24 protein-coding genes are annotated in these 25,312 nt (G+C 32.2%); 14 read left to right on the plus strand and 10 right to left on the minus strand.

The window, feature by feature from the left end; all coding sequences use genetic code 11:
* The 14 genes from BT107_RS17565 to BT107_RS14500 all read left to right on the plus strand — a co-directional run.
* On the plus strand, positions 1–1,016 hold a 1,016-nt coding region (locus BT107_RS17565; protein WP_072304545.1), incomplete at its 5' end, for a M56 family metallopeptidase.
* A gap of 17 nt (positions 1,017–1,033) precedes the next feature.
* Positions 1,034–2,767 carry a M56 family metallopeptidase gene (locus BT107_RS14440; protein WP_072304546.1) on the plus strand — a complete coding sequence of 578 codons (1,734 nt, stop codon included), beginning with the start codon at positions 1,034–1,036 and terminating at the stop codon, positions 2,765–2,767.
* Positions 2,760–3,917: a tetratricopeptide repeat protein gene (locus BT107_RS14445; RefSeq protein ID WP_072304547.1), complete on the plus strand. Its 1,158-nt coding sequence runs from the start codon at positions 2,760–2,762 to the stop codon at positions 3,915–3,917. Before BT107_RS14440 ends, BT107_RS14445 begins: the two co-directional genes overlap by 8 nt.
* A 125-nt stretch (positions 3,918–4,042) precedes the next feature.
* Positions 4,043–5,068, plus strand: coding sequence for a LacI family DNA-binding transcriptional regulator (locus BT107_RS14450; protein ID WP_072304548.1), 1,026 nt, complete (start codon positions 4,043–4,045; stop codon positions 5,066–5,068).
* Positions 5,069–5,174: 106 nt separating this feature from the next.
* Positions 5,175–5,867 carry a glycerophosphodiester phosphodiesterase gene (locus BT107_RS14455; RefSeq protein ID WP_072304549.1) on the plus strand — a complete coding sequence of 231 codons (693 nt, stop codon included), beginning with the start codon at positions 5,175–5,177 and terminating at the stop codon, positions 5,865–5,867.
* Entirely contained in the window at positions 5,867–7,147 is a 1,281-nt protein-coding gene (locus BT107_RS14460; RefSeq protein WP_072304550.1) for a BaiN/RdsA family NAD(P)/FAD-dependent oxidoreductase, read from the plus strand. The genes BT107_RS14455 and BT107_RS14460 overlap by 1 nt, the downstream gene beginning before the upstream one ends.
* Complete coding sequence (locus BT107_RS14465; RefSeq protein WP_072304551.1) at positions 7,144–7,680, plus strand: DUF1697 domain-containing protein; 537 nt, start codon at positions 7,144–7,146, stop codon at positions 7,678–7,680. The genes BT107_RS14460 and BT107_RS14465 overlap by 4 nt, the downstream gene beginning before the upstream one ends.
* Before the next feature lie 84 nt (positions 7,681–7,764).
* Complete coding sequence (gene mvaD, locus BT107_RS14470; protein WP_072304552.1) at positions 7,765–8,847, plus strand: diphosphomevalonate decarboxylase; 1,083 nt, start codon at positions 7,765–7,767, stop codon at positions 8,845–8,847.
* Between the two features lie 22 nt (positions 8,848–8,869).
* A complete protein-coding gene (locus BT107_RS14475; RefSeq protein WP_072304553.1) occupies positions 8,870–9,805 on the plus strand; it encodes a mevalonate kinase family protein in 936 nt (311 codons plus the stop codon).
* A 17-nt stretch (positions 9,806–9,822) separates the two neighbouring features.
* A complete protein-coding gene (locus tag BT107_RS14480; protein ID WP_072304554.1) occupies positions 9,823–10,728 on the plus strand; it encodes a geranylgeranylglycerol-phosphate geranylgeranyltransferase in 906 nt (301 codons plus the stop codon).
* On the plus strand, positions 10,728–11,678 hold the full coding sequence (locus BT107_RS14485) for a carbon-nitrogen hydrolase family protein (protein ID WP_072304555.1): 951 nt from the start codon (positions 10,728–10,730) through the stop codon (positions 11,676–11,678). The genes BT107_RS14480 and BT107_RS14485 overlap by 1 nt, the downstream gene beginning before the upstream one ends.
* Before the next feature lie 172 nt (positions 11,679–11,850).
* Positions 11,851–12,315, plus strand: a complete 465-nt coding sequence (locus BT107_RS14490) for a hypothetical protein (RefSeq protein ID WP_072304556.1) — start codon at positions 11,851–11,853, stop codon at positions 12,313–12,315.
* Between the two features lie 230 nt (positions 12,316–12,545).
* On the plus strand, positions 12,546–13,565 hold the full coding sequence (locus BT107_RS14495) for a PQQ-binding-like beta-propeller repeat protein (protein ID WP_072304557.1): 1,020 nt from the start codon (positions 12,546–12,548) through the stop codon (positions 13,563–13,565).
* Positions 13,566–13,754: 189 nt separating this feature from the next.
* Complete coding sequence (locus tag BT107_RS14500) at positions 13,755–14,591, plus strand: pseudouridine synthase (protein WP_072304558.1); 837 nt, start codon at positions 13,755–13,757, stop codon at positions 14,589–14,591.
* A 233-nt stretch (positions 14,592–14,824) separates the two neighbouring features.
* On the opposite strand, the gene argH is transcribed toward BT107_RS14500, so the two are convergent.
* The 10 genes from argH to mptB all read right to left on the minus strand — a co-directional run bounded on the left by argH (position 14,825) and on the right by mptB (position 25,239).
* The gene (gene argH / locus BT107_RS14505; protein ID WP_072304559.1) at positions 14,825–16,099 is read right to left on the minus strand and encodes an argininosuccinate lyase; all 1,275 of its coding nucleotides are present in this window, start codon (positions 16,097–16,099) and stop codon (positions 14,825–14,827) included.
* Positions 16,100–16,114: 15 nt separating this feature from the next.
* A complete protein-coding gene (locus tag BT107_RS14510; RefSeq protein ID WP_072304560.1) occupies positions 16,115–17,191 on the minus strand; it encodes a M20 family metallo-hydrolase in 1,077 nt (358 codons plus the stop codon).
* A gap of 1 nt (position 17,192) precedes the next feature.
* Positions 17,193–17,972 (minus strand): acetylglutamate kinase, encoded by a 780-nt coding sequence (gene argB / locus BT107_RS14515; RefSeq protein WP_072304561.1) that lies wholly within the window; start codon positions 17,970–17,972, stop codon positions 17,193–17,195.
* 2 nt (positions 17,973–17,974) lie between these two features.
* The gene (locus tag BT107_RS14520; protein ID WP_072304562.1) at positions 17,975–18,913 is read right to left on the minus strand and encodes a Rossmann-fold NAD(P)-binding domain-containing protein; all 939 of its coding nucleotides are present in this window, start codon (positions 18,911–18,913) and stop codon (positions 17,975–17,977) included.
* Positions 18,913–20,046: an aspartate aminotransferase family protein gene (locus tag BT107_RS14525; RefSeq protein WP_072304563.1), complete on the minus strand. Its 1,134-nt coding sequence runs from the start codon at positions 20,044–20,046 to the stop codon at positions 18,913–18,915. The genes BT107_RS14520 and BT107_RS14525 overlap by 1 nt, the downstream gene beginning before the upstream one ends.
* 2 nt (positions 20,047–20,048) lie before the next feature.
* Positions 20,049–20,846, minus strand: a complete 798-nt coding sequence (gene proC, locus BT107_RS14530) for a pyrroline-5-carboxylate reductase (RefSeq protein ID WP_072304564.1) — start codon at positions 20,844–20,846, stop codon at positions 20,049–20,051.
* Positions 20,847–20,873: 27 nt separating this feature from the next.
* On the minus strand, positions 20,874–21,848 hold the full coding sequence (argC, locus tag BT107_RS14535; protein WP_072304565.1) for an N-acetyl-gamma-glutamyl-phosphate reductase: 975 nt from the start codon (positions 21,846–21,848) through the stop codon (positions 20,874–20,876).
* A complete protein-coding gene (locus BT107_RS14540) occupies positions 21,841–23,037 on the minus strand; it encodes an argininosuccinate synthase (RefSeq protein ID WP_072304566.1) in 1,197 nt (398 codons plus the stop codon). Before BT107_RS14540 ends, argC begins: the two co-directional genes overlap by 8 nt.
* On the minus strand, positions 23,030–23,656 hold the full coding sequence (locus BT107_RS14545) for a GNAT family N-acetyltransferase (protein ID WP_072304567.1): 627 nt from the start codon (positions 23,654–23,656) through the stop codon (positions 23,030–23,032). The genes BT107_RS14540 and BT107_RS14545 overlap by 8 nt, the downstream gene beginning before the upstream one ends.
* A gap of 209 nt (positions 23,657–23,865) precedes the next feature.
* Positions 23,866–25,239, minus strand: a complete 1,374-nt coding sequence (gene mptB, locus BT107_RS14550) for a polyprenol phosphomannose-dependent alpha 1,6 mannosyltransferase MptB (protein WP_072304568.1) — start codon at positions 25,237–25,239, stop codon at positions 23,866–23,868.
* Positions 25,240–25,312: the final 73 nt, after the last annotated feature.

Consider the following 25,312-nt stretch of genomic DNA (forward strand, 5'->3'; position numbering starts at 1 on the left):
CGGGAGAAAAGCAAAAATTCACAGACTATATAAAAGTTACAATCCCTAAAAGCAATAATGCCTTTTCATTTTACAATACTGTTTTTATGGGCGATGCGGTTACAAAAGAAAACGAAGAAGGAATTTTAGAGCACGAGTTAGTACATGTGAAACAAAAACACACTTTAGATTTATTATTTTTTGAGGTAATGCGCATTGCCCTTTGGTTTAATCCACTAGTGTATGTCTACCAAAACAGAATAGCAGAAGTACACGAGTTTATAGCCGACTCTAAAGTGAAAAAAACGAGTAAAAAAGAACAGTATGAGTTACTGCTGTCTCAAATTTTTGAGACAAAAAATATCTCATTTATCAACCATTTTTATAAATCATCATTAATTAAAAAACGAATAGTTATGTTACAAAAATCAAAATCGGGCAAAGTTTTAAAGCTAAAATATTTAGCATTGGTACCATTAGTTGCTGGTATGTTATTTTATACCTCTTGTGAAACAGAAAATGAGGCAAAAATAGATGCCGTAGAAGCAAAAAGTAGTGTAAAAGTTGAAGAATTAAAAGAAACAACAATAGTTGCTCTTGCAGATCCTGACAAATTAGCTTTAATTTCTGAACAAGAGATTATAGAGGATTCAAAAGATAAGTTTGATTATAGCAAATATAGCTCTAAGGATTTGGTGGCTTTTTCGGCTTTAGAAGTGAGTCCTACTTTTCCAGGAGACGAAAATGCTGAAAATGGAAAACAAAGTTTTGATAAAGCTATAAATAAACACATAAGAAGGTATTTCATGTATCCAGAAGATGCACAAAAAAGAAGTGTTCAAGGAAAAATAAACGTAGGGTTTGTGATACAGGAAAATGGTTCTATTACAAATTTGGAAGCCTTTGGAGATGATGAGTCTCTAAAAACAGAGGCAGTCAGAATTATTAGTAAATTACCTAAAATGAATCCTGGTATGAAAAATGGTAAGCCAGTTAAAGTTCCATTTGTTGTTCCAATTACATTTAAACTACAGTAATAAAAATATAAAAAACGATGGTGCAGTACGTATTAGAATGCTTAGCCTTTCAGTTAGTATTCCTTATTATTTATGATGTGTTTTTGAGAAGAGAAACCTTTTTTCAATGGAACAGATTGTATTTATTGGGTACGTGTGTGCTATCGTTTTTATTGCCACTAATAGCTTTAGATATATTTAAAAGTAAGGTTCCAGATGCAGTTGCCGTTTACACACCATTTATGTTTTCTAATTACGATTTAGAAACAAATGCAGCTCTTTTAAATGATGCCAATGTAGCACAACAATTAACAATGCCTTGGTATGGTATTCTTTTTAGTATTGGAGTGGTGGTAGCACTTTTTTTATTTTTATTTAAAATACGTCAGCTTTACAAGCTACGTAAAAGAGGAGAAAAAACAGTTTATACAGATTTTACAGAGGTTATTTTAAAACAAAGTAATAGCGCTTTTTCATTCTTTAAAACCATTTTTCTGGGCGATAAAATAAAAACTAAAGAGTATCCTAATATTATTGCGCATGAGCTAGTACATATTAAACAAAAGCATACGTTAGATTTATTGTTTTTTGAAGTAATGCGTATTGCCTTTTGGTTTAATCCACTAGTATATATTTATCAAAGTAGAATATCAGAAGTACACGAGTTTATTGCAGACGCAAAAGTGGCTAAGACTCATAGAAAAGAACAGTATGAGTTATTGTTGTCTCAAGTTTTTCAAACAGAAAATATCTCATTTATAAATCACTTTTTTTCATCATCATTAATTAAAAAACGAATTAAAATGTTACAAAAAAATCAATCTGAAAAAATATGGGCAAGCAAGTATTTGTTATTGTTACCAACCATAGTTTGTATCCTTTTTTACACATCCTCTAAAGGTCAAGAAAAAGATACAGATAAAGAAAACGACATTATAGAAGTAAAAGAAGCTCCGGTTAAACAAGATGTAATAGCAGATGTGCCTTTTGCAGTTATAGAAGATGTACCAGTATTTCCAGGTTGTGAAGATGCAACAGATAAAAGAGCTTGTTTTAATGAGCAAATGAACAAGCACATAAGAAAACACTTTACATACCCAAAAGAAGCAGCAGAAAAAGGAATAGAAGGTAGAGTTTCTTCGCGTTTTGTTATACAAGAAGACGGCAAAATAGGTGAGTTGCAAACTCGTGGGCCAGCTGTAATACTCGAAGAAGAAGCAATACGTATTATAAAATTATTACCAAATTTTAAACCAGGTAAGCAAAGGGGAAAAGCAGTAAGAGTTCCTTTTGTATTACCAATTACATTTAGGTTAACGCCAGAGACTGATAAAGAAAAACTAACTAAAGATGTAAAAACAGCATTGCTGCGTAAAGAACAAGAAGAAAAGGACAGGTTGTATAAAGATGCAAAAGAAGTTCCTTTTTCTGTAATAGATGAAGTTCCTGTTTTTCCGGGTTGTGAAAATGCAACAGATAAAAGAGCTTGTTTTAATGATAAAATAAATGAACATATTAGAAAACATTTTAGTTATCCAGAGTCTGCAAAAAAAGAAGGAGTACAAGGTAGAGTTTCTGTGCGTTTTGTAATGATGGAAGACGGTAGCATTGGTAAAATTCAGATGCGTGGACCAGATGTTAGGTTAGAAGAAGTTGTGTTGAATATTATAAAAAAATTACCAAATGTTACACCAGGTAAGCAAAGAGGAAAAGTCGTAAAAGTTCCTTTTTCATTGCCAATTACATTTAAGCTGCAGAAAAAAAATGACTAAATTTTTTTATGCAATACAATTAATTGTTCTGTTTTTAACTTTAAAAGCTGGGGCGCAACCCTCGGCTTTTAAAATTGCAGACAGTTTGTATAATACGGGTAGTTATACTGCTGCAATTAACGAGTATGCTAAAATAAATAATACTAGTGCAAATCTTCAAATTGCAAAAGCATATAATGCTATTGGTAATTATGACAAAGCTATTGCTCAATACACTAGTGTTGTAACAAAAGATACAAGTTTATTGGTTGCTAGATTTAACTTAGGCAAGTTATATTTAAAAACGAACAAGTATAAGCAAGCAACCATATTGTTTGGTAAGCTTGTACAAATCTCTAAAGCTAATCCAGAATTTAGTTACAATTTAGCAAGAGCCTATAGTGGTATAAAACAAGATACTACAAGTGTATTATGGTATAAAAAAGCATTAGAGGTAGATAGTACTCATTTACGAGCGCTACAGCGTTTAAGTGTGTATTATGTAGCAGAGCATGAGAACGATTCTGTTGTGAAATATGCAGATAAAGGACTTCGTATTTTTGAGAACGATCCTGTACTTATAAACGTTAAGGCATTAGCGTTATTTAACAAAGACAATTTTAAAGAATCTGCGCTGTGGTATGAGAAATTGTTAAGCTTAGGGAAAATAGAAAAACAGATTTACAATAGGTTAGGGTACGCATACAATAAATTAGAGAAGTATAAAAAATCTGTAGAGAACTATAAGTTTCTTTTAAGTTATGATGATGAAGATGTAAAAACCTTACGTACAATTAGTGAGGTGTACAGAAAAGACAAAGAGCTAGATAGTGCAACGGTTTATATACACAAAGCCATAGCTGCACACTCTTACTCTTTAGATGAAGAGTACCAAGTTGCTGCACGTATTGCTGTTGATAAGAAAGATTATAAAACGGCTATTAAATATTATAATATGGCTTTTGATGAAGACCCAACGAATCCATCATACTTATACCAGGCTAGTATTTATGCAGATAAGTTTTATAAAGACCCTAAAGTAAAACTTAATTACTATACGCAATTAAAAGAAAAAACCGCATCCAAAGGGGTTAAGAATCAGTATTTTGTGAAGTTTGCAGAAAAACGAATTTCCGAATTAAAGAGTGAGATTTTTGCGAATGGCAGATAAATGTTACTAGATAATTAAAGATTTCCTCAAACTAGAGCAAATTTTAAAATACAATATGCTAGTTATATTTTAAAATATTGTTTTTTATGTGTACTTTCATCAGTTACAAAAAACAAAGTCTCATTTTGAAAAAAGTTATCACCCTAAAACATATTGCAAGAGAATTAGAAGTATCTATTTCTACTGTTTCTAAAGCACTTAAAAATAGCGAGGAAATTAGCAGAGATACTAAAGAGCGTATACAAGCTTACGCTAAACTCTACAATTATAGGCCTAACAATATTGCGATTAGCTTAAAAAATAAACGCACAAAGAATATCGGTGTAATTATACCAGATATTGTGCATCATTTTTTTACAACGGTTGTTCGTGGTATAGAAAGTTATGCTAACTCTAAAGGGTATAACGTTATTGTTTGCTTGTCTGATGAGTCTTTTGATAAGGAAGTTATAAATATGGAAATGCTAGCCAATGGTAGTATAGACGGTTTTATAATGTCTTTGTCTGTAGGAACACAATTAAAAAACGATTATAATCACCTTAAAGAAATTACAGAACAAGGAATTCCTTTGGTTATGTTTGATAGGGTTACAGATGAAATTAAATGCGATAAAGTTATTATTAACGATAGAGAAGGTGCTTATATGGCGGTTAAAAAGTTAATAGGAAACGGACGAAAAAAAATAGCATTAATAACTACAGATAATTACCTAAGTATTGGTAAACAACGTACAGATGGCTATCGTGATGCATTGCGTGATCACGGCTTAGAGGTGAATGAAAACTTAATTTTAAGTATGCCTCAAATGAAAATGGACGAAAAAGCAATAAGCGATTTTTACGATAGAGAAGAGGTAGATGCTGTTTTGTGTGTGCACGAAACATTTGCAATGTATAGTATGCGTGTTGCGCTTAAAAAAGGATTAAAAGTGCCAGAAGATATAGAGTTTATTGGCTTTACAGATGGTAACTTGTCTAAATACGCTTATCCTAGTCTTACTGCAATTGCACAACATGGCGAGCAAATGGGAGAAATGTCTTCTAAAATGCTAATAGAAAAAATAGAAAGCGAAAAAGAAGAAGAAGAGGAAACTTATGTTACAGAGGTGCTACAATCTACATTGGTAGAAAGAGAGTCTACAAAAAATTAAAAATCTAAAATAGATTACAAAGGACTAAAGCTAAGTTTTAGTCCTTTTTTTGTGCAGTTTTTTTACAATTTTACTTTGTGTATTTTTACTGCAAAGCTATACTTGTATGAAAAATAAGTTACTCGTTATTGGTCACAGAGGAGCAATGGGGCACGAGACCGAAAACACTTTGGCATCTATACAAAAAGCCATAGATTTTAATGTAGATATGATAGAAATTGATGTCTTTAAAATTAAGAGCGGAGAAATTATTGTATTTCATGATGATGAAGTAAACAGACTAACAAATGGTACCGGTAAGGTTGAAGATTATACGTGGAAACAATTGCAAGAGCTTACACTTGTAGGTAATCATAAAATACCACTACTAACAACTGTTTTAGATACTATTAATGCACAAGTACCTATAAACATAGAATTAAAAGGGAGCAATACAGCCACAGATGTAAATACTATTATTAAAGATTATATAGCTATAAAAAATTGGAAATTAGAGCAGTTTCTTATTTCTAGTTTCAATTGGAAAGAGTTAACTGCTATGCGCAATGTTAATGGTAAAATTGCTATTGGTGTGTTAACAGAAGAAGACCCGTTGCAAGCAATACCTATGGCCCAGGAGTTACAAGCTGTAAGTATTAATCCAGATGTAAAAGATGTAAATCTAAATGTGGTTATGGCTATTAAAAAAGCCGGATTTAAAATATACACGTATACCGTAAATGATCCGCAAGAAATAATAAAAATAAAAGGTATGCCTGTAGATGGTATATTTACAAATTATCCAGAACGTATTTATTAATGTTTGATGTTATTATAATTGGCGGTGGCGCCGCAGGTTTTTTTACAGCAATACAAATTGCAGAACAAAATAGTGACCTAAAAATTGCTATTTTAGAAAGAGGAAAAACAGTATTAGCTAAGGTAAAAGTATCTGGTGGCGGAAGATGTAATGTAACTCACGCTGAGTTTAATCCGTCAGATTTAGTGCTGAATTATCCGCGTGGAGAAAAAGAACTTTTAGGCCCTTTTCATACATTCTGTACAGGAGATACAATGGCTTTTTTTGAAGAAAGAGGTGTTCCTTTAAAAATAGAAGAAGACGGTCGTATTTTTCCAGAGAGCGACTCATCACAAAGTATTATAGACTGTTTTATTAGTGAAACAGAACGCTTAGGCATTAAAGTAATGAAACTTTGCCCAGTTTCTAATGTTTCTTATGCAGATAAAGACAATCCAGATATAGGTTTTGTAGTAGAAACTCCTAAAAAAGAATTTAAAGCTAAGAGCGTAGTATTAGCCACAGGTAGTAATCCTAAAATATGGAATATGCTAGAAGGTTTGGGACATACCATTGTACCGCCAGTACCTTCTCTTTTTACGTTTAATATAAAAGATGATCGTATTAGTGCTATTCCTGGAGTAAGTACCACAGCAAGAGTTACAGTTTTTGCATCTAAAAATAATGCAACTAAATTATCTAGTAAAATATCTACTAACGTTAGTAAAAAACCATTGTTAGAGGCAGAGGGTCCTTTGCTAATAACACATTGGGGAATGAGTGGTCCTGCAATTTTAAAATTATCTGCTTGGGGAGCTACATTATTACACGCTAAAAATTACCAGTTTACAATTCAGGTTAATTGGTTACCAGATATGGTTCCAGGTGCTGTTTTAGATTATTTGTATTCGGTAAAAGAAACAGATCCTAAGAAAACAATTTTACGAACCAAAATACTAGACATTCCTAGACGTTTGTGGGTAAACTTGGTAAAAGCATCAGACATAGATGAAACTGTAAAATGGGCAGGAGCAACAAAAACACAATTGCAAAATTTAGTAGATCAGTTAACAGAGGGCGAGTTTTCTGTAAACGGAAAAAGCACCTTTAAAGAGGAGTTTGTAACCGCTGGTGGTATAGATTTAAAAGAGGTGAATTTTAAAACTTACGAGAGTAAAGTAGCAAAAAATCTTTTTTTTGCTGGTGAAATTATAAACGTAGATGCAATTACGGGAGGTTTTAATTTTCAGAATGCGTGGACAGGTGGTTATATAGCAGCACAAGCAATATCTAAATTATGATAACATACATAGCACTTTTAAGAGGTATAAATGTTAGTGGTAAGAATAAAATTTTAATGGCAGATTTAAAACAGATGCTACTAAAATTAAAACTAACTAACGTAACAACATACATACAAAGTGGTAATGTTGTTTTTACAACTGATGAGGTTGATGTTCCTGTTTTGTCAGAAAAAATAAAGAAAGAAATTTTTAAAGTATTTGGGTTAGATGTTCCTGTATTGGTATTAGCAGCATCAGCCTTGCAAACAATTTTTAAGAATAATCCGTTTACAGCTGAAGAAGAAAAAGAAACCTATTTTGTGTTGCTAAAATCAGCCCCAGATACAGTGCTTATTTCAGAAGTAAACAAAGGAACTTATGCAACAGAGAAATTTGTAATAACTAATAGCTGTATCTATTTACGTTGCTTAAATGGTGCAGGTAAAGCAAAATGCAACAATAATTTTTTTGAGCGTAAATTAAAAGTACAAGCTACAACCAGAAACTACAAAACAATGGTAAAGCTTATAGAAATTAGTGAAACTTTATAGGTTTAAATAGCTAAGATTACTCTTTATTGGCTGTACCTCAATTCTGGTGGACTTTTCTTTTTTATATTTGCTAAAATTTAAAATATGACCCAAGAGGAGTTTGTGCCTAAGGCCTATACAAATACTGTTTTAGAAGGAACTGTAAAATGGAAATCGCCCAGTAATATTGCTTTGGTAAAGTATTGGGGTAAAAAAGAGAATCAGATTCCTGCAAATCCATCTATTAGTTTTACGTTAGATGCCTGTGCAACAACAACCTCTGTAACCTACAAAAAGTTAGATAAAAAAGGAACTAGCTTTTCTTTTGATTTATTTTTTGAAGGAAAACCTAAAGAAGATTTTAAACCAAAAATTGAAACTTTTTTAGCTAGAATTGAAGAATATCTTCCGTTTTTAAAGGAGTATCACTTTAAAATTGAAACTTCAAACTCTTTTCCGCATAGTAGTGGTATAGCATCATCTGCTAGTGGTATGTCTGCTTTGGCGTTGTGTTTAATGAGTTTGGAGAAAGAACTAAATCCGTCTTTAACAACAGTGTTTTTTAATGATAAGGCATCTTTTTTAGCACGTCTAGGCTCTGGTAGTGCTTGTCGTAGTATAGAAGGCCCGTTGGTACAATGGGGAAACCACGCAAATACAGAAGGCAGTACAGATTTGTTTGGTATAAAATACCCAAACGATGTACATTCGGTTTTTAAAAACTACCACGATACTATTTTACTGGTAGATAAAGGGCAAAAACAAGTAAGTAGCACAGTTGGTCATAATTTAATGCATGATCATCCATTTGCTAAAGAACGTTTTGCACAAGCACATACAAATTTAGACGATTTACAAACTGTTTTTAAAGAGGGGAATTTAAAACGTTTTGTAGAAATTGTTGAGAGTGAGGCGTTAACGCTGCACGCAATGATGATGACAAGTATGCCGTATTTTATTTTAATGAAGCCAAATACACTGCAGATAATCAATAAGATATGGGAATTTAGGGCAATAAATAAGTCAAATATTTGTTTTACCTTAGATGCTGGCGCCAATGTGCACGTTTTGTACCCAGAGAGCGAGAAAGAGCAAGTATACCAGTTTATTAAAGATGAGCTTGTTGCATATTGTGAAAACGAGCAGTATCTTTGTGATAGAATTGGTTTAGGCGCTAAACAATTGTAAATTAGTAATTAGATATTTAAAAATGAAAGGACCTTTATTTTACTCAAAAATTCTATTATTTGGAGAGTACGGAATCATAAAAGATTCTAAGGGGCTTTCTATACCTTATAATTTCTTTAAAGGAGCATTAAAATCTTCTGAAGAATTATCTGATGAATCAAAAAAATCTAACGAGAGTTTACAAAGGTTTGCTACATATTTAGAAAAGGTTTCTAAAGAAGACGCTAGTTTTTCTTTTGATATAGAGGCACTTAAAAAAGATGTAGAAGAAGGTATGTATTTTGATAGTTCTATACCGCAAGGATATGGAGTAGGTAGTAGTGGTGCACTTGTTGCAGCTATTTACCACAAATATGCACACAATAAAATTACAGTTTTAGAGAACTTAACTAAAGATAAACTACTTACGCTAAAAGGAGTTTTTAGTAAAATGGAATCTTTTTTCCACGGTAAATCCTCTGGCTTAGATCCTTTAAACAGTTATTTAAGCTTGCCAATTTTAATAAATTCTAGAGACAATATAGAGTCTACAAGTATACCGTCTCAAAACAACCAAGGTACGGGAGCAGTATTTTTATTAGATAGTGGTATAATTGGCGAAACTGCGCCAATGGTACAAATATTTATGGAACGTATGAAAGAAGATGGTTTTAGGCATATGCTAAAAGATCAGTTTATAAAACATACAGATGCTTGTGTAGAAGATTTTATTAACGGTAACGTAAAATCGCTTTTTGGTAATATTAAACAATTATCTCACGTAGTATTAGATCATTTTAAACCAATGATTCCGTCTCAGTTTCATAAGATTTGGAAACACGGTATAGATACAAATAAGTACTATTTAAAACTTTGTGGTTCTGGTGGTGGTGGTTATATCTTAGGTTTTACAGAAGATATAGACGGCGCACGTAAGGAGCTAAAAGATTATAACTTAGAGGTAGTTTATAATTTCTAAATTCTCATTTTTATTTTATGCTTAACAGAAAGAACAAACTTATAGTTTTAAAGTTCTTAAGTCTGTTTTCAGTAGTAAGAGGTTACAATATATTAGTAATTGCTCTGGCTCAGTATTTGGCATCAATATACATTTTAGCGCCACATCTTCCGTTGCGTAAAGTAGTTCTAGATCTTAATCTTTTTATTATTGTATTGGTATCTGCTATGGTAATAGCATCTGGCTATATCATTAATAATTTTTACGATTCAGAAAAAGACCTTATCAATAAACCTAAAAAAAGTATGTTAGATCGTTTGGTAAGTCAGCGTACCAAACTAACGACGTATTTTGTTTTAAACTTTTTGGCTGTATTTTTAGCCAGCTATGTATCTTTTAAAGCAGTACTTTTTTTCTCCTCTTATATTTTTGGAATCTGGTACTATTCACACAAATTAAAAAAGATACCACTTTTAGGTAATTTTGTATCTGCAACACTAGCAATAACACCTTTTTTTGTTGTTTTTGTATACTATAAAAACTTTGAAACAGTAATTTTTGTGCACGCTATATTCTTGTTTTTACTCATTTTAGCAAGAGAAATGATTAAAGATTTAGAAAACATAGCAGGCGATTTGGCACAGAATTACAAAACAATTCCTGTTATTTATGGGGCGCGAACTTCTAAAATTGCAATTACTATTTTAATTGCATCTAGTCTTGTGCCATCTTTGTTACTTATTTATAATTTTGATGTTGGCCATATGCACTACTACTTTAAACTAGTGGTTTTGTTGTTGGTTATTTTTTTAGCACTATTATGGAAATCACAAACTAAAAAGCAATACAACACGCTACATAATATCTTAAAGTTTGTTATTATAAGCGGCGTTTTTAGTATTTTGTTGATTGATATAAATCTCGTCCTAAACAGAATTTTATAATGAACAACATTTTAAAAGTTGGTTTGGCTCAAATTTCTCCGGTTTGGCTAGACAAAGAAGCAACCATAAAGAAAATTGAAGCTACAATTGTTGCAGCTGCAGAACAAAACACAGAGCTTTTAGTTTTTGGAGAAGCATTGTTACCTGGTTATCCTTTTTGGTTGGCGCACACCAATGGTGCTTCATGGGATTTAAAAGTAAATAAAGAAATACACGCGCACTACGTGCGTAACTCCATACAAATAGAAGCAGGAGAGTTAAACAGCATATGTGCATTAGCTAAGACCTATAAAATGGCCATTTATTTGGGTATTATGGAACGTGCTAAAGACAGAGGCGGACATAGCATATATTGTTCTTTAGTATACATAAATGAAAAAGGCGAAATAAAATCTGTACACAGAAAATTACAACCAACGTATGATGAGCGCTTAACTTGGGCGCCAGGAGACGGCAATGGTTTACAGGTACACCCTTTAAAAGAATTTACGGTTGGCGGTTTAAATTGTTGGGAGAATTGGATGCCTTTACCAAGAGCAGCATTGTACGGTTTAGGAGAGAATTTGCATATAGCAGTTTGGCCTGGTAGCGAGCACAACACAAAAGATATTACACGTTTTATAGCACGTGAATCTCGTAGTTTTGTTATTTCTGTATCGTCTTTAATGAAAAAAGAAGACTTCCCTAGTAACACACCACACTTAAATAAAATTTTAGAAAATGCTCCAGATGTTTTAGCAAATGGAGGCTCTTGTATTGCTGGTCCAGATGGTGAGTGGGTAGTAGCACCTATTTTACATAAAGAAGGAGTAATATGTCAAAAAATAGACTTTAATAGGGTGTATGAAGAACGACAAAATTTTGATTCCGTAGGGCATTACTCAAGACCAGATGTTACTAATTTACAGGTGAATAGAGAGCGACAAAGCACTGTTAGGTTTAAAGATTAATTTTTTAGTTTAAATATTTATTTAACGGCACAAACAAGATGCTTGCGCTAGCAGGGTGCTCGTGCCGTAACAGTATAAAGATAAATTAACAGTAAAAATAAGCAGTAGCAACACAAGCAATATGCTTACGCTACCGGTGTAATTATATGATGAGAATGTTTTATAAAACTATATGTTGCATAAAAAAATAAAAAAAGTAATACTAATTGCAATTATTATATTAGGAATATCTAGTTTAATAGATGGAATTGCTAATAACTTTAATAGCCAGAAGTGGCTTTACATTTCTATATTTTCAAAAGATCAAATAATCAAGAATGAATTAATTATTCATAAAAAAACACCTAATGCAGGTAGAGGAGGCACAAATTTATATTATTATTTTGGAGTATTAAAGAAAGGCGGTGGATCAGCAAGAATTTTTGGAGATGAAAATACAATAGAAAAGTATATAACTTTAGATGGTAGCTTTCCAGTTTGGACTACACCAATAACAACTAGTGTTTTTAAAAGGAAAAATAATATACCACCAAAGTTTTATCAATTTATTCACGCTATAATAATAATATTTGTATGGTTACTTTGGATCCCCTCTTTAGTGTGTTTAATCAAAAATAAAAAACGATTTTTTAAATAACACAAGCAATATGCTTACGCTAGCGGTGGTAGAGCCTATTTAAAAGGTAACTTTATGAAAATGCTGAAATCTGACGAAGGCAGAAAGGCTTTGGAAGAATTAGATAAAACTAAACTTGGACAATTATTAAATTACAATAATATTAAAATTCAAACATCTACAAAAGCACAACTTGTCGAAGATTTAATTTTTAATTTAGATATACCTAGCAATTTTAATTCAATATTTCGATGATTTATAAAGCAAACATTAGAAAAATATCCAGTCAATTAATACTAATTGAAGATAAAATATTTTATATCGACGATGAAAATAATTTTTGTGTTGATGGAGAAATCTTCTTAAAGGGGAATTACAGCATTTCTTATTCAATTAAAAATAAAATTGCATTACTAGATGAAAATAACTTTAAAACAATCTTGATTAATGCAATAAACAATAAAATAGAAAATTTAGATTATGTTTTAATTTTATTAAATGATACGAATGGAATTTTCTTATCTAATGAAAACAATAAATGGAATATAATAAGAGTAATAAAAAAAAATAGTGAAATTATAAATAATAAATTCGACTTAAACTTAATTAACAATGTACTTGATAATAATACTTTTCTTTCAACAAAAGAAAACAATCTAAGTTGCCATCAGTTAGAAAATGCAGAGGAACTATGGAAGTTAGATGTTTCTAAATTAGGAGAGTATCTACATTTAAAAGGTACAGAACACGAAGAATTACGTGTTGGTATTGTACATGAACTATACACTTACAATGCTATATTAGTAGCGCTATTGCGTAATGATACTATTATTGGTGTTGATAGCGCTAAAGGAGATGTGTTATGGCAAAAACCACTGTTTTTATTCATATCTAGACCAGTACAATTAAATGATAAACTATATCATATTATTACTGGTGTTGATGTTAAAAATATGCTACAAGTATATGATTTAGCAACTGGCAAACTAGAACGTGAGGTAGAAATTACACACCCAGTTCTTAAAGAAAATACATTTTTTACCAAACGCTTTATTAATGATACGTATATAGCACTCACTGCTACCAAAACAGGTGAAATTTTAGTAATAAACCATAAAACCGCAATAGTTGAAGATTACGCTAAATTACCAAACCTAAAAGAAAAAATACCTATAGACAATATACCGCAAGTTCATCAAAATAAAGTTTATCAGTTAGATGGAGAAGGAACTCTTTATATTTTTGAAAAAGAAGAAATAATTAGTCAATAAATTAGCTTAACTAAAGTGTAGTAGGAGCGTTGTAAAATTGAGTAAACTAAAATTGTATTCCAACTCAGATGTTACTAATTTACAAGTAAATAGAGAACGACAAAGCACTGTTACGTTTAAAGATTAATTAGTTAAACTATTATATAGTTATTCAAATTCCTTTGCTACCTTTGCAAAAAATATAATACAATGAGTAAATCTGACTATAATAAGGACAGAAAATCTTCAGGAAAGGATAATGGAGGCGCAAGAAAGAGGAATTTTACTGGTTCAGGTGCTCCAAAAGCAAAGAATCCTCCAAAGCCATTAGATCCTAACTCTATAAGATTAAATAAATACGTTGCTAATTCTGGAGTATGCTCTAGAAGAGAAGCAGATGTTTTTATTGCGGCTGGTAGTGTTACTGTAAATGGTAAAGTAATATCAGAAATGGGATATAAAGTTAAACTAGACGACGTTGTTAAGTTTGATGGTAGACATTTAAATCCTGAAAAAAGAGAATACGTTTTATTAAATAAGCCAAAAGATTTTAGCACAACTGTTAGAAACGAACACGGTAAAAGAAATGTAGCTGGATTAATTTCTAGTGCTTCTAAATCTACTCTTTTACCAGTAGATAGAATGGCAAAAGCCTCTACAGGTTTATTGTTATTTACTAATGATATGGAATTAACAAGACGTTTGGTAAATCCTAAAAATGGTTTGCGTAAAATATACCACGTAGAACTTAATAAGCCTTTGCGTTCTGTAGATTTAAAAAGAATTCAAGACGGTATTGCTATAGATGAAAAAGTAGTAAACGTTCACGATATTAGCTATGTAGATAATGCTCCTAAAAACCAAGTAGGTATAGAGCTTTTTAGCAGCAGAAGTAATATTGTTACTAAAATATTTGAACACCTAGATTACGAAGTTTCTAAATTAGACAGAGTAATATATGGTGGTTTAACCAAAAAAGACTTGCCAAGAGGACATTGGCGTTACCTAACAAAACAAGAAGTTGTTAATTTAGGAATGGTTAACTAATTATTTAAAAGCTGTGTTTTATAACACGGCTTTTTTTATACTTAATAAGTAGTAACACTTAAAACAGCAACAATTAAAAGAATAATATAAACTAGAATAGATTTCATTTTTTACATTTTTAAGATAATGTAAAATTAGAAATTGCAATAGATGTTTTTTAGCTGATTTATAGCCAAAATAAACCCCCTGATATCAGGGGGCTTATTTTGTTTTAGGGAAAAAGATTTAAAAGTTTAATCAATCAATTTATTTCTAATTTCTTGTAAGCATAAATTACCTAAGCTACCTTGGTGTGTATGTTTAATATCCTTTTTAGGAGAAAAAGTACCTTCGTTAATTTCTTTGCCCATTTTTTTATAAGCATCTCTAAATGGCATTCCGCCTAAAACTAATTCGTTTAACGTATCTACGCTAAACAAATAATCGTACTTAGGGTCTTCTAAAATAGTTTCATTTATGCGTATTTCTTTTAAGCTAAAAGTTAAAATCTCTAAACAGGCTTTTACATCTTGTATAGCAGGTATAATAACCTCTTTTACCAATTGTAAATCTCTATGATACCCACTAGGTAAATTGTTTGTTATTAAAATTAACTGGTTTGGTATAGATTGTAATTTATTGCATTTACCACGTATAAGCTCAAACACATCTGGGTTTTTCTTGTGCGGCATAATGCTAGAGCCTGTTGTAAGTTCGTCCGGAAAAGAAATAAAATTAAAATTCTGACTCATATACAAACAAATATCCATAGCCATTTTAGATAGGGTAGCGGCTACATTGCTAATGCCAAAGGCAGCAGCTTTTTCTACTTTACCACGCCCCATTTGTGCTGCAACAACATTGTATTTTTGTGTAGCAAAGCCCATTTCTTTAGTGGTAAAATCTCTGTCTATAGGAAAAGAACTGCCGTAGCCAGCAGCACTACCAAGCGGATTCTGATCTGCTATTTTGTAGGCAGCATCAACAAAATACAAATCGTCTATTAAGCTTTCTGCATAAGCAGAAAACCAAAGACCAAAGGAAGATGGCATAGCAATTTGCAAATGTGTATAACCTGGTAATAATACATTTTTATGCTTATCAGCAAGATTTAAAAGTAGATTAAATAAAACTTTTACTTCATTTTTAATTTCAGACAATTCATCTTTTAAATACAAGTGCATTGCTACTAAAACCTGATCATTTCTAGAACGAGCAGTGTGTATTTTTTTTCCGGTGTCACCTAATTTTTTGGTTAATATAAACTCTATTTTAGAGTGCATATCCTCAAAAGAATCTTCAATGACAAAAGTTCCTTTTTCTATGGTTTGTGCAATAGCATCAAGCTCTTTAATTAGATTGTCTGCTTCTTGTGCTGTAATAAGACCTATTTTACCTAGCATTTTTGCGTGTGCTTTAGAAGCAACAACATCATATTTAGCAAGTAGTAAATCTAATTCTCTGTCGTTACCAACAGTAAAATGATCTATTTTTTTATCGGTACTGAATCCTTTATCCCAAAGTTTCATAATCTTTTCGTTTTTTTAGTTGATTGCTTTTTGCAGAAACCCGTTTAATATTTTAATGTATAAATCTATACCTTCTTCAATCTCATTTACATAAATAAACTCGTCTGCAGAATGCGATCTAGTGCTGTCTCCTGGTCCTAATTTTAAAGATTGACAAGTTAATGCAGCTTGATCTGATAATGTAGGAGAGCCGTATGTTTGTCTTCCTAAAGCAATACCAGCTTGTACTAATGGGTGATTTTCGTTTATTGCTGAAGAATTTAACTTTAAACCACGAGGAGTAAGTTTACAAGGAGCTTCTTTTTGTAACATCTCTGCAACCTCTTTATTGGTGTATTTGTCATTTACCCTAACATCTATAACCAAGTCTACTTTTGCTGGTACAACGTTGTGTTGTTTACCTGCATTAATTTGTGTTACTGTAAGTTTTACTTCGCCTAAAACATTAGAAACCTTAGAGAAAGAATAGTTTTTAAACCATTCTAAAACTTTTATAGTATTGTAAATTGAGTTGTCGTTGTTTGGGTGTGCTGCATGAGACGGAGTTCCTTTTACCTCGGCATCAAAAACAATAAGCCCTTTTTCTGCAATAGCCAATTGCATTAAAGTAGGCTCGCCAACAATGGCAACATCTATTTTTGGCAACTTAGGTAATAAACCTCTTAAGCTATTTGGTCCGGCAGATTCTTCTTCCATAGAAGCAACCATAAGTATATTATGATTTAAGTTTTCTGCATTGTAAAAATGAGAAAATGTAGCCAATAAAGACACCAAACAACCACCAGCATCATTACTTCCAAGACCATATAATTTACCATCTTCTATATGTGGATTAAAAGGGTCTTTAGTGTAAGCAGAGTTTGGTTTTACGGTGTCATGATGCGAGTTTAAAAGTAATGTTGGTTTGTTACTGTCCCAATGTTTGTTTTTTGCATAAACATTGTTATTGTCTCTAGTAAACGGAATGTTGAAACTTGTAAACCAGTTTTCTATTGCGTCTGCTGTTTTGTCTTCTTCAGAAGAGAACGATTGTATGGAGATTAGTTCTTTTAATAAGTCTAATGCCTTTTCTGTAAGTTGCTTTTGTTCCATTTTATAATGTTATGCTAGTGTATAGTGTTTCGTTTTCTTGCAACATAGAAACATCTCCTATGCATACTGTTGTTACTTTTTTATGTAGCGCGTTAAAACAATTTTCAAGCTTTGGCAACATACCGTCAGCAATAATTTTACTGTCTAAAAGTTCTTTGTAGGTTTCTGTGTTTAATTTTTTAACTACAGATTTTTCATTTGTAATATCTAGTAAAACCCCTTTTTTCTCAAAACAATAATACAATGTAGTTTCATATAGGCTGCTCATTGCAATGGCAATTTCAGACGCTATAGTATCTGCGTTGGTATTTAATAATTGTCCGGCTTTATTGTGTGTAAGTGCACAAAAAACAGGTGTCCAATTGTTTTTTAACATTGCATCTATAGCGTTGGCATTTACGGTAGTAATATCGCCAGCAAAACCATAATCTATATCTTTTACAGGGCGCTTTACAGCTTGTATAATATTAGCATCTGCACCGCTAAGACCAATTGCATTACAGTTTAGGGCTTGTAGTGCTGCAACAATTTGTTTGTTGACTAAACCTCCGTAAACCATTGTAATTAAATCTAAACTTTGATGATCTGTAATACGTCTTCCGTTTACAAGTTTTGAGGTTATGCCTATTTTTTCTCCTAATTCTGTAGCTAGTTTTCCGCCACCGTGTACTAGTATTTTTGGACCATTAATTTTAGAAAAAGCAATTAAGAATTTAGAGAGTTCTTCTTTGTTTTCTATTACGTTACCGCCAATTTTTACAATAGATACTTTTTGTGCCATAGTTAAAGGTTTTCTAGTATTTTTTTTAAAGCTATTTGTGCTGCAAAAGTTCTGTTGTTTGCTTGTTCTATAACCAGAGACTGGTTGCTATCTAAAACAGCATCTGCAACAATTACATTTCTACGTACAGGCAAACAATGCATAAATTTAGCAGTGCCTAATTTGTCTAAAGTCATTGTCCAGTTTTTATCTTGATGCAAAATTTGTCCATAAATTTGATAGCTACTCCAGTTTTTAACATAAACAAAATCGGCATTTTCTAAGGCCTTATTTTGGTCATGTTCTATGGTTGCTCCTTTTGTAATTTTAGAATTTAACTCGTATCCTTTAGGGTGAGTAATTACAAAATCTACATCTTGTAAATGCATCATCTCTACAAAAGAATTGGCAACTGCGTGTGGTAAAGCTTTAGGATGTGGCGCCCAAGAAAGCACTACTTTTGGCTTAGATTTATTATTGTTTTCTGCTAAAGTGATAGCATCTGCTAAAGCCTGTAGCGGATGTCCAACAGAGCTTTCCATATTTAAAATAGGAACAGTAGCGTGTTTTTTAAATCCGTTTATAACCAATTCTGCTTCATCTGCTTCCTTGTCTTGTAAATTAGCAAAAGCTCTAATACCAATAACATCGCAGTACTGAGAAACCACTTGCGCAGCTTCTTTTACGTGTTCAGATTTTCCTTGGTCCATAACAGTACCATCTGTAAATTCTAGTGTCCATCCTTCAGAACCAAAATTCATAACAATAACTTCCATACCTAAGTTTAGGGCAGCCTTTTGTGTGCTTAGTCGTGTTCTTAAGCTGTTATTAAAGAATAATAAAACAATAGTTTTGTTTTCTCCTAAACCTTTATGTGCTTTAGGGTGTTTCTTTAGTTCTATGGCCTCATCAACCCAAGATGGAAGTGAGTCTATGTCTGTTACAGATAGGTAGTTTTTCATTATAATTCTTTTAATTCGGCTTGTAAAGCGTCAAAAAATACATCTATTAAAGCTGTTGTTATGTTTAGTGCAGGCAGAATACGTAATAAGGTTTTGTCTTTAGCTCCGCCAGTAAATACAAACTGATTGTATATTAGTTTTTTTCTAAGATCACCAACTTCAAAATCAAACTGAAGCCCTAGCATTAATCCGCGACCTTTCACTTTTTTAATTTGTGGTATTGCAGCAGCTTTTTCTAAAAAGTACGCGTGCATTTTAGTAGCATTACGTATTAAATCTTCTTGCTCAATAACTTCTAATACAGCTAAAGAAGCGGCACACGCTAAATGGTTACCACCAAAAGTAGTTCCTAATAAACCGTGAGATGCTTTAATTTTTTCTTGAATTAGAACGCCACCAACAGGAAAACCATTACCCATACCTTTTGCTATTGTAATAATATCTGGTTGTATGTTGTGGTGCTGAAAAGCAAAGAATTTACCCGTTCTACCATAACCAGATTGTACCTCGTCTGCAATTAAAACAACATTATGCTTTTTGCATAAAGCTTCAATTTTTTGATAAAATTCTGTTGTAGGTTCGTCTAAACCGCCAACACCTTGTACGGCCTCTAAAATAACAGCACAAACGTCATCTTTTTCAATTTCTGATGTAAATCCATTTATGTCATCAAACTCTAAAAAAGTAACCTTTTGTTGTTTGTTAATAGGTGCATTTATAGCAGCGTTATCTGTAGCGGCTACAGCTGCAGAAGTTCTACCGTGAAATCCGTTTTTAAAAGCAATAACTCTAGACTTGTTAGTGTAGAATGATGCTAGTTTTAATGCATTTTCATTTGCCTCTGCACCAGAATTACATAAAAATAAATTATAATCTGTACAGTTAGATAATTGCACTAATTTCTCTGCTAATTCTCCCTGTAAAGGATTTTGAACAGCGTTGCTATAAAAGGCAATTTGGTCTAATTGTTCTTTTATTCTGCGTACATAATGCGGATGAGAATGTCCTATAGAAATAACCGCATGGCCACCATAAAAATCTAAATATTCTTGACCTTTATCATCTACAACCTGGCTGCCTTTTGCAGAAACAGGAGTTACATTGTATAAAGGGTATACGTCAAATAAATTCATCCTTAATTTTTTACTTTAAACTCACTAATTTTATCAAAAGACGCTACAATTCCTCTAATTAAAGAAGAGCTAAGTCCTTGGTGTTCCATCTCATTTAAGCCTTTAATTGTACAGCCCATTGGTGTGGTAACACGATCTATTTCTTGTTCTGGATGGTTGCCAGATTCTATTAGTAGACTAGCAGCACCATTACACGTATACATAGCTAATTCTTGTGCTTCTTTAGCATCAAAGCCCAGTTGTATTGCTCCTTGTGTGGTAGCGCGTATTAAACGCATCCAAAAGGCAATTCCGCTTGCGCAAATAACAGTTGCTGCTTGCATTTGACTCTCTGGAATTTCTAAAGAATGTCCCATTCTATTAAAAATAGCTTTGGCTAAATCTATACGTTTTTTACCCATAGTATTACTGCAAATACAAGTCATAGATTGGCCAACAGAAATAGCCGTATTAGGCATACTCCTAATAATATAAGTTTCTTTGCCAACTACAGCTTCAATCTTTTTTATGCTAAAACCAGTTATGGTAGATATAACAATGTGCTTTTCTGTAAGCAAATCTTTTGCATCATTTAAAATACCTTCAAAATGATCTGGTTGTACAGCAAATATTAAAATATCAGAGTTTTGTACAGCTTCTCTGTTGTTAGCTGTAACTGTAACATTTCCATAATTCTCAAACTCTTTAATACTATCTGTATTTCTTTTTGTTAAATACATAGTAGTAGCACCGTTAGAGTTTAAAATACCTTTGGCAATAGACAGTCCTAAGTTTCCTGCACCTATAATAGCTAGTTTCATAATGGTTTTTTATTTTTTAGATTGATGTTAAAATGCAGAAGCTTTTAAGTTTAACCCTTCAGTTTCTTTAAACCCAAACATTAAATTCATATTCTGTACCGCTTGTCCAGATGCACCTTTTAGTAAATTGTCTATAGCAGATGTAATTAATAAATTGCCATTGTGTATATGTAAATGCAAGTGACATTGGTTGGTGTTTACAACTTGTTTTAAGTGTATTTCTGTGTCAGATACGTGTGTAAATTTTGCATTGGCATAAAAGTTATTGTATAATGCATAAGCATCTTCTAAGCTGCCTTTGTATTTTGTATATGCAGTAGCAAAAATACCCCTGGCAAAATTTCCTCTTTGCGGAAGAAACAATAATTCGCCAATTTCATTTTTATAAGAATGTAAACTTTCTCCTATTTCACCCAAATGCTGGTGTGTAAATGGTTTGTACCAAGACACATTATTGTTACGCCAGCTAAAATGGGTAGAGTCAGATGGTTTTACACCTGCACCAGTACTACCTGTTACAGCATTTATATGTACATCATTATGCAAAATATTTGCTTTTGCTAAAGGCAATAATGCAAGCTGAATTGCTGTAGCGAAACATCCTGGGTTTGCAATAAAATTTGCAGATTTTATTTTTTCAATATTTGTTTCAGGTAAACCGTAGATAAATTCTTTTCCGCCTAGAATAGCATCAGTATGTAATCTAAAATCGTTACTTAAATCTATTATTTTAGTATTGTTAGAAAACAAATTTTCTTTTAAAAATGAAGTCGAGTTACCGTGCCCAAGACATAGAAAAACAAGATCTACGTTTAGATTTACATTTCCTGTAAACTCTAAATTTGTTTGTCCTAATAAGTCTTGATGAGCCGATGCTATTTTTTTTCCAGCTCTTGTTGTGCTGTAAATAAAATCTATGTTAGCTTCTGGGTGATTTAAAAGTAACCTTATTAACTCGCCTCCCGTATAACCAGAGCCACCTATAATACCAATATTAATCATCTTTTAGATTTTTATTTACGTGATTATATATTTTACCAGCGTTAGCTAATATTTTTATAAATCCTTTAGCGTCATCTGCTGTCCATCCTTTGTTCATTTCACCATAACTACCAAAAGAAGCATTCATAAGGTCGTGTTTAGATGCTATTCCGTTAAGCTCAAATCTGTATGGTTGTAGTGTAACAAAAACATCACCAGAAACATTTTTTTGCGTGTCTGCTAAAAATACTTCTATGTTACGCATAACTTCATCTAGGTAATTACCTTCATGCAATAGCATGCCGTAAAAATTACCTTGTTGCTCTTTTTGGTATTGTTGCCACTTTGTTAGTGTGTGTTTTTCTAATAAATGGTGCGCTTTTATAATTATTAAAGATGCAGCAGCCTCAAAACCAACTCTACCTTTAATACCAATAATAGTATCGCCAACGTGTATGTCTCTACCAATAGCAAACAAAGAAGCAACTGTATTTAATTTTGTAATGTTGTTAATTGGTTTGTCTTCTTCACCATTAATAGCCGTTAACTCTCCTTTTGTAAAGGTTAATTTTACATCTATAGGGTTTCTTTCTTCAAGCTGACTAGGATATGCTGTGTCTGGCAAAGGAGAGTGAGATGTGAGCGTTTCTTCGCCACCAACAGAAGTTCCCCAAAGCCCTTTGTTAATAGAGTATTTTGCTTTTTCCCATGGATAATCTACACCATTTTCTTTTAAGTATGCAATTTCTACCTCTCTAGACAACTGATTATCTCTAATAGGAGTAATAATTTCAATTTCTGGAGCAATGATTTGGAAGATCATATCAAACCTTACTTGATCGTTACCTGCACCAGTACTGCCGTGAGCAATATATTTTGCACCTACTTTTTTAGCGTAGTTTACAATTTCTATAGCTTGTACAATACGTTCTGCACTAACAGATAATGGGTAGGTGTTGTTTTTTAAAACATTCCCAAAAATTAGATATTTTACAACCTTTTTGTAAAATGTTTGTACAGCATCTATAGAAGTATAGCTTGTTGCACCTAATTCTATCGCTTTCTTTTTTATGTTGGCTATTTCTTCTTTAGAGAATCCGCCGGTGTTTACACTAACAGCGTGTACCTCAAAACCTTTGTCTTTTGATAAATATTTTGCGCAGTAAGACGTATCTAAACCACCACTATATGCTAAAACTAATTTACTCATCTTTATTTTTCTTTTTTAAGAACAAATGTTCTTTAATACTTTTTAATCTTTTAAATACTTTGCCGTCTACTTCTTTTTTATCGGTAGCTTTTGCCTTTGCAGCAGGATCATATAACATACCTGTACACAAACACATTTTTTGTTCTGTTCTGGTTAGAACGTCAAAATTTTTACAAGTTTGACATCCTTTCCAGAATTCAGGATCGTCTGTAAGTTCAGAAAATGTAACAGGTTTGTAACCAAGCTCGTAATTCATTTTCATAACCGCTAAACCTGTAGTTATTCCGAATATTTTAGCTTCAGGAAATTTTTCTCTAGAGAGTTTAAAAATGTGTTCTTTAATTTGCTTGGCTAGCCCTAAATTTCTGAAATCTGGGTGTACAATAAGACCAGAGTTGGCAACAAACTTATTGTGTCCCCAAACCTCTATGTAGCAGAAACCTGCAAATGTCTCTCCGTCTAAGGCAATAACGGCATTACCGTTTTGCAATCTTTTTTGGATATACTCTGGCGTACGCTTAGCAATACCTGTGCCGCGAACCTTAGCAGAATCTGTTATAGTATCAGAAATTATCTGCGCATATTTAATATGCGATGCATTAGCAATTACAATTCTCATTGACTGTTGCTTTTTATGTTAATATTTTAAAATTTAATGTCTTGAAAAAACGGAACTGGACTCACCTAATTCCAAAAGAAGTATATACCCTTACGGGCGGCGACGTGTAGGAACAAGCATAGCTAGGGGTGTAGAAACCCTGCTGGTAAATAATATGTTTGTGTTCTTGCTCATTACAAGATCAAATTTACAAATTATATTGAGCTGACCTAATTTACTGTTTTATTTTTCGAAAAAAGTAGTTTTTGTTTGTTTAGCCTAAGTATTTCGTATAATATGTAGCCTAAAATTAAGGTATACTCAATTGTTAGTATTCCTAAATGCTCTGTAAAATCTGGATTAGAGTATGCCCAATAGCTTAGAAATACAGCAGCAGACCATAAAATAGCATATCTAAACCTAGTAAATAGACTAAGTATTACTAAAGAAATAATGTACCAAGGATGCACTGTTGTAGAGATAAAGTAATAAATGGTAAGTACCCAAAGCATACTAGTGAATAAGCTAGTTACTGTTTTGTTGCTCTTTAAAAAGGAGAAAAGTAAAACAACAGTAATGGTTATATAGGGCGATATTTTACCAAATGCTCTTATGGTTTCCCAGTTTTTATTACCATTAAACTCGGCTATTTTTTTTATGATATTATAAATACTGGCATTAAACTCAAAATTACTAAACCAGAGTCCTATTGTAGTGGCGTAGTTATTTATAAATTCTGATGAATAGAAAGGAAGTAGTAAAGCAAGTATTGTAATGCCTATTATTGTATAAAACTGAATAGCTTTTTTAAATCCTAAATGTCTTAAAAATAGAGGTAAAAATATAAGCGGCACTAACTTTACAGCGATAGAAAAGGCTAGGATGGGAGCTGCTAAAATATATTTTTTTAGACTGATGAGATACATACTCCAGATAAAGAAAAATAGCATTACACCTTCAAAATGAAGATTCCCTGTAAGTTCTATAATTACTAATGGGTTTAAAAAGTACCAAAATATTAAGTGTGATGATAAATTTAATTTTAAAAGTAATTTTCTTCCAAAGTATACAATGCCAATATCTGCTAAAATAATAATTAAGCGCATTGTAACAATGCCGCCAATGGCACTTTTGCCAGAAAACAAAGCTGCTAAAGCAAATAACAGTTGATTTAAAGGAGGGTAGTTGCTAAAGTTTTTTGCGCTAATTTCTCCCATGCTAGCATACATCTGTGCAGCATTTTCTATGAGAATAGTGCCTTCTTCTATTATAGTGTTTGGGGTCTGTAAATAGGGGTTTATGCCTTGTAAAACTAATTCTCCGTCCCAGATAAATCTATGAAAATCTTGAGAGAGCATTGGTGTTACAAACAAAAAAACAAATCTAAACAGTATACCTGCAGTTAGCAGTAGTTTAAAATTCCATTTTTCAAACTGAATAAGCTTGTAACAAAGAAAAAATAGAGCTGCAGCAAGCGTAATAAGTTTTGGAAAGTCTGTACGATCTAAGTAATAAGCAAAAGTGTAATAAAAAAGTAGACTAGCAACAAGTAACAGTATAGGTATTTTATGTAGCCTATAGTATGATAAAATTTTTACTAGCATTACTAAAATTATAATTTACACCGAATATCGGAAAAATAAAACAAAGCAAAGCAGTAGCTATTTTTACGATAAT

The organism is Cellulophaga fucicola (assembly GCF_900119145.1).
Taxonomy (GTDB): Bacteria; Bacteroidota; Bacteroidia; order Flavobacteriales; family Flavobacteriaceae; genus Cellulophaga; species Cellulophaga fucicola.

Excerpts from the sequence above, each read along its gene's own strand:
- mptB (WP_072304568.1), bottom strand. The coding sequence starts at position 25,239 with ATGCTAGTAAAAATTTTATCATACTATAGGCTACATAAAATACCTATA.
- BT107_RS14510 (WP_072304560.1), bottom strand. The coding sequence starts at position 17,191 with ATGGAACAAAAGCAACTTACAGAAAAGGCATTAGACTTATTAAAAGAA.
- BT107_RS14495 (WP_072304557.1), top strand. The coding sequence starts at position 12,546 with ATGATTTATAAAGCAAACATTAGAAAAATATCCAGTCAATTAATACTA.
- BT107_RS14520 (WP_072304562.1), bottom strand. The coding sequence starts at position 18,913 with ATGAAAAACTACCTATCTGTAACAGACATAGACTCACTTCCATCTTGG.
- BT107_RS14440 (WP_072304546.1), top strand. The coding sequence starts at position 1,034 with ATGGTGCAGTACGTATTAGAATGCTTAGCCTTTCAGTTAGTATTCCTT.
- BT107_RS14500 (WP_072304558.1), top strand. The coding sequence starts at position 13,755 with ATGAGTAAATCTGACTATAATAAGGACAGAAAATCTTCAGGAAAGGAT.
- BT107_RS14460 (WP_072304550.1), top strand. The coding sequence starts at position 5,867 with ATGTTTGATGTTATTATAATTGGCGGTGGCGCCGCAGGTTTTTTTACA.
- BT107_RS14465 (WP_072304551.1), top strand. The coding sequence starts at position 7,144 with ATGATAACATACATAGCACTTTTAAGAGGTATAAATGTTAGTGGTAAG.
- proC (WP_072304564.1), bottom strand. The coding sequence starts at position 20,846 with ATGAAACTAGCTATTATAGGTGCAGGAAACTTAGGACTGTCTATTGCC.
- BT107_RS14485 (WP_072304555.1), top strand. The coding sequence starts at position 10,728 with ATGAACAACATTTTAAAAGTTGGTTTGGCTCAAATTTCTCCGGTTTGG.
- mvaD (WP_072304552.1), top strand. The coding sequence starts at position 7,765 with ATGACCCAAGAGGAGTTTGTGCCTAAGGCCTATACAAATACTGTTTTA.
- BT107_RS14475 (WP_072304553.1), top strand. The coding sequence starts at position 8,870 with ATGAAAGGACCTTTATTTTACTCAAAAATTCTATTATTTGGAGAGTAC.
- argC (WP_072304565.1), bottom strand. The coding sequence starts at position 21,848 with ATGATTAATATTGGTATTATAGGTGGCTCTGGTTATACGGGAGGCGAG.
- argB (WP_072304561.1), bottom strand. The coding sequence starts at position 17,972 with ATGGCACAAAAAGTATCTATTGTAAAAATTGGCGGTAACGTAATAGAA.
- BT107_RS14540 (WP_072304566.1), bottom strand. The coding sequence starts at position 23,037 with ATGAGTAAATTAGTTTTAGCATATAGTGGTGGTTTAGATACGTCTTAC.
- argH (WP_072304559.1), bottom strand. The coding sequence starts at position 16,099 with ATGAAACTTTGGGATAAAGGATTCAGTACCGATAAAAAAATAGATCAT.
- BT107_RS14545 (WP_072304567.1), bottom strand. The coding sequence starts at position 23,656 with ATGAGAATTGTAATTGCTAATGCATCGCATATTAAATATGCGCAGATA.
- BT107_RS14525 (WP_072304563.1), bottom strand. The coding sequence starts at position 20,046 with ATGAATTTATTTGACGTATACCCTTTATACAATGTAACTCCTGTTTCT.
- BT107_RS14455 (WP_072304549.1), top strand. The coding sequence starts at position 5,175 with ATGAAAAATAAGTTACTCGTTATTGGTCACAGAGGAGCAATGGGGCAC.
- BT107_RS14445 (WP_072304547.1), top strand. The coding sequence starts at position 2,760 with ATGACTAAATTTTTTTATGCAATACAATTAATTGTTCTGTTTTTAACT.
- BT107_RS14490 (WP_072304556.1), top strand. The coding sequence starts at position 11,851 with ATGTTGCATAAAAAAATAAAAAAAGTAATACTAATTGCAATTATTATA.
- BT107_RS14480 (WP_072304554.1), top strand. The coding sequence starts at position 9,823 with ATGCTTAACAGAAAGAACAAACTTATAGTTTTAAAGTTCTTAAGTCTG.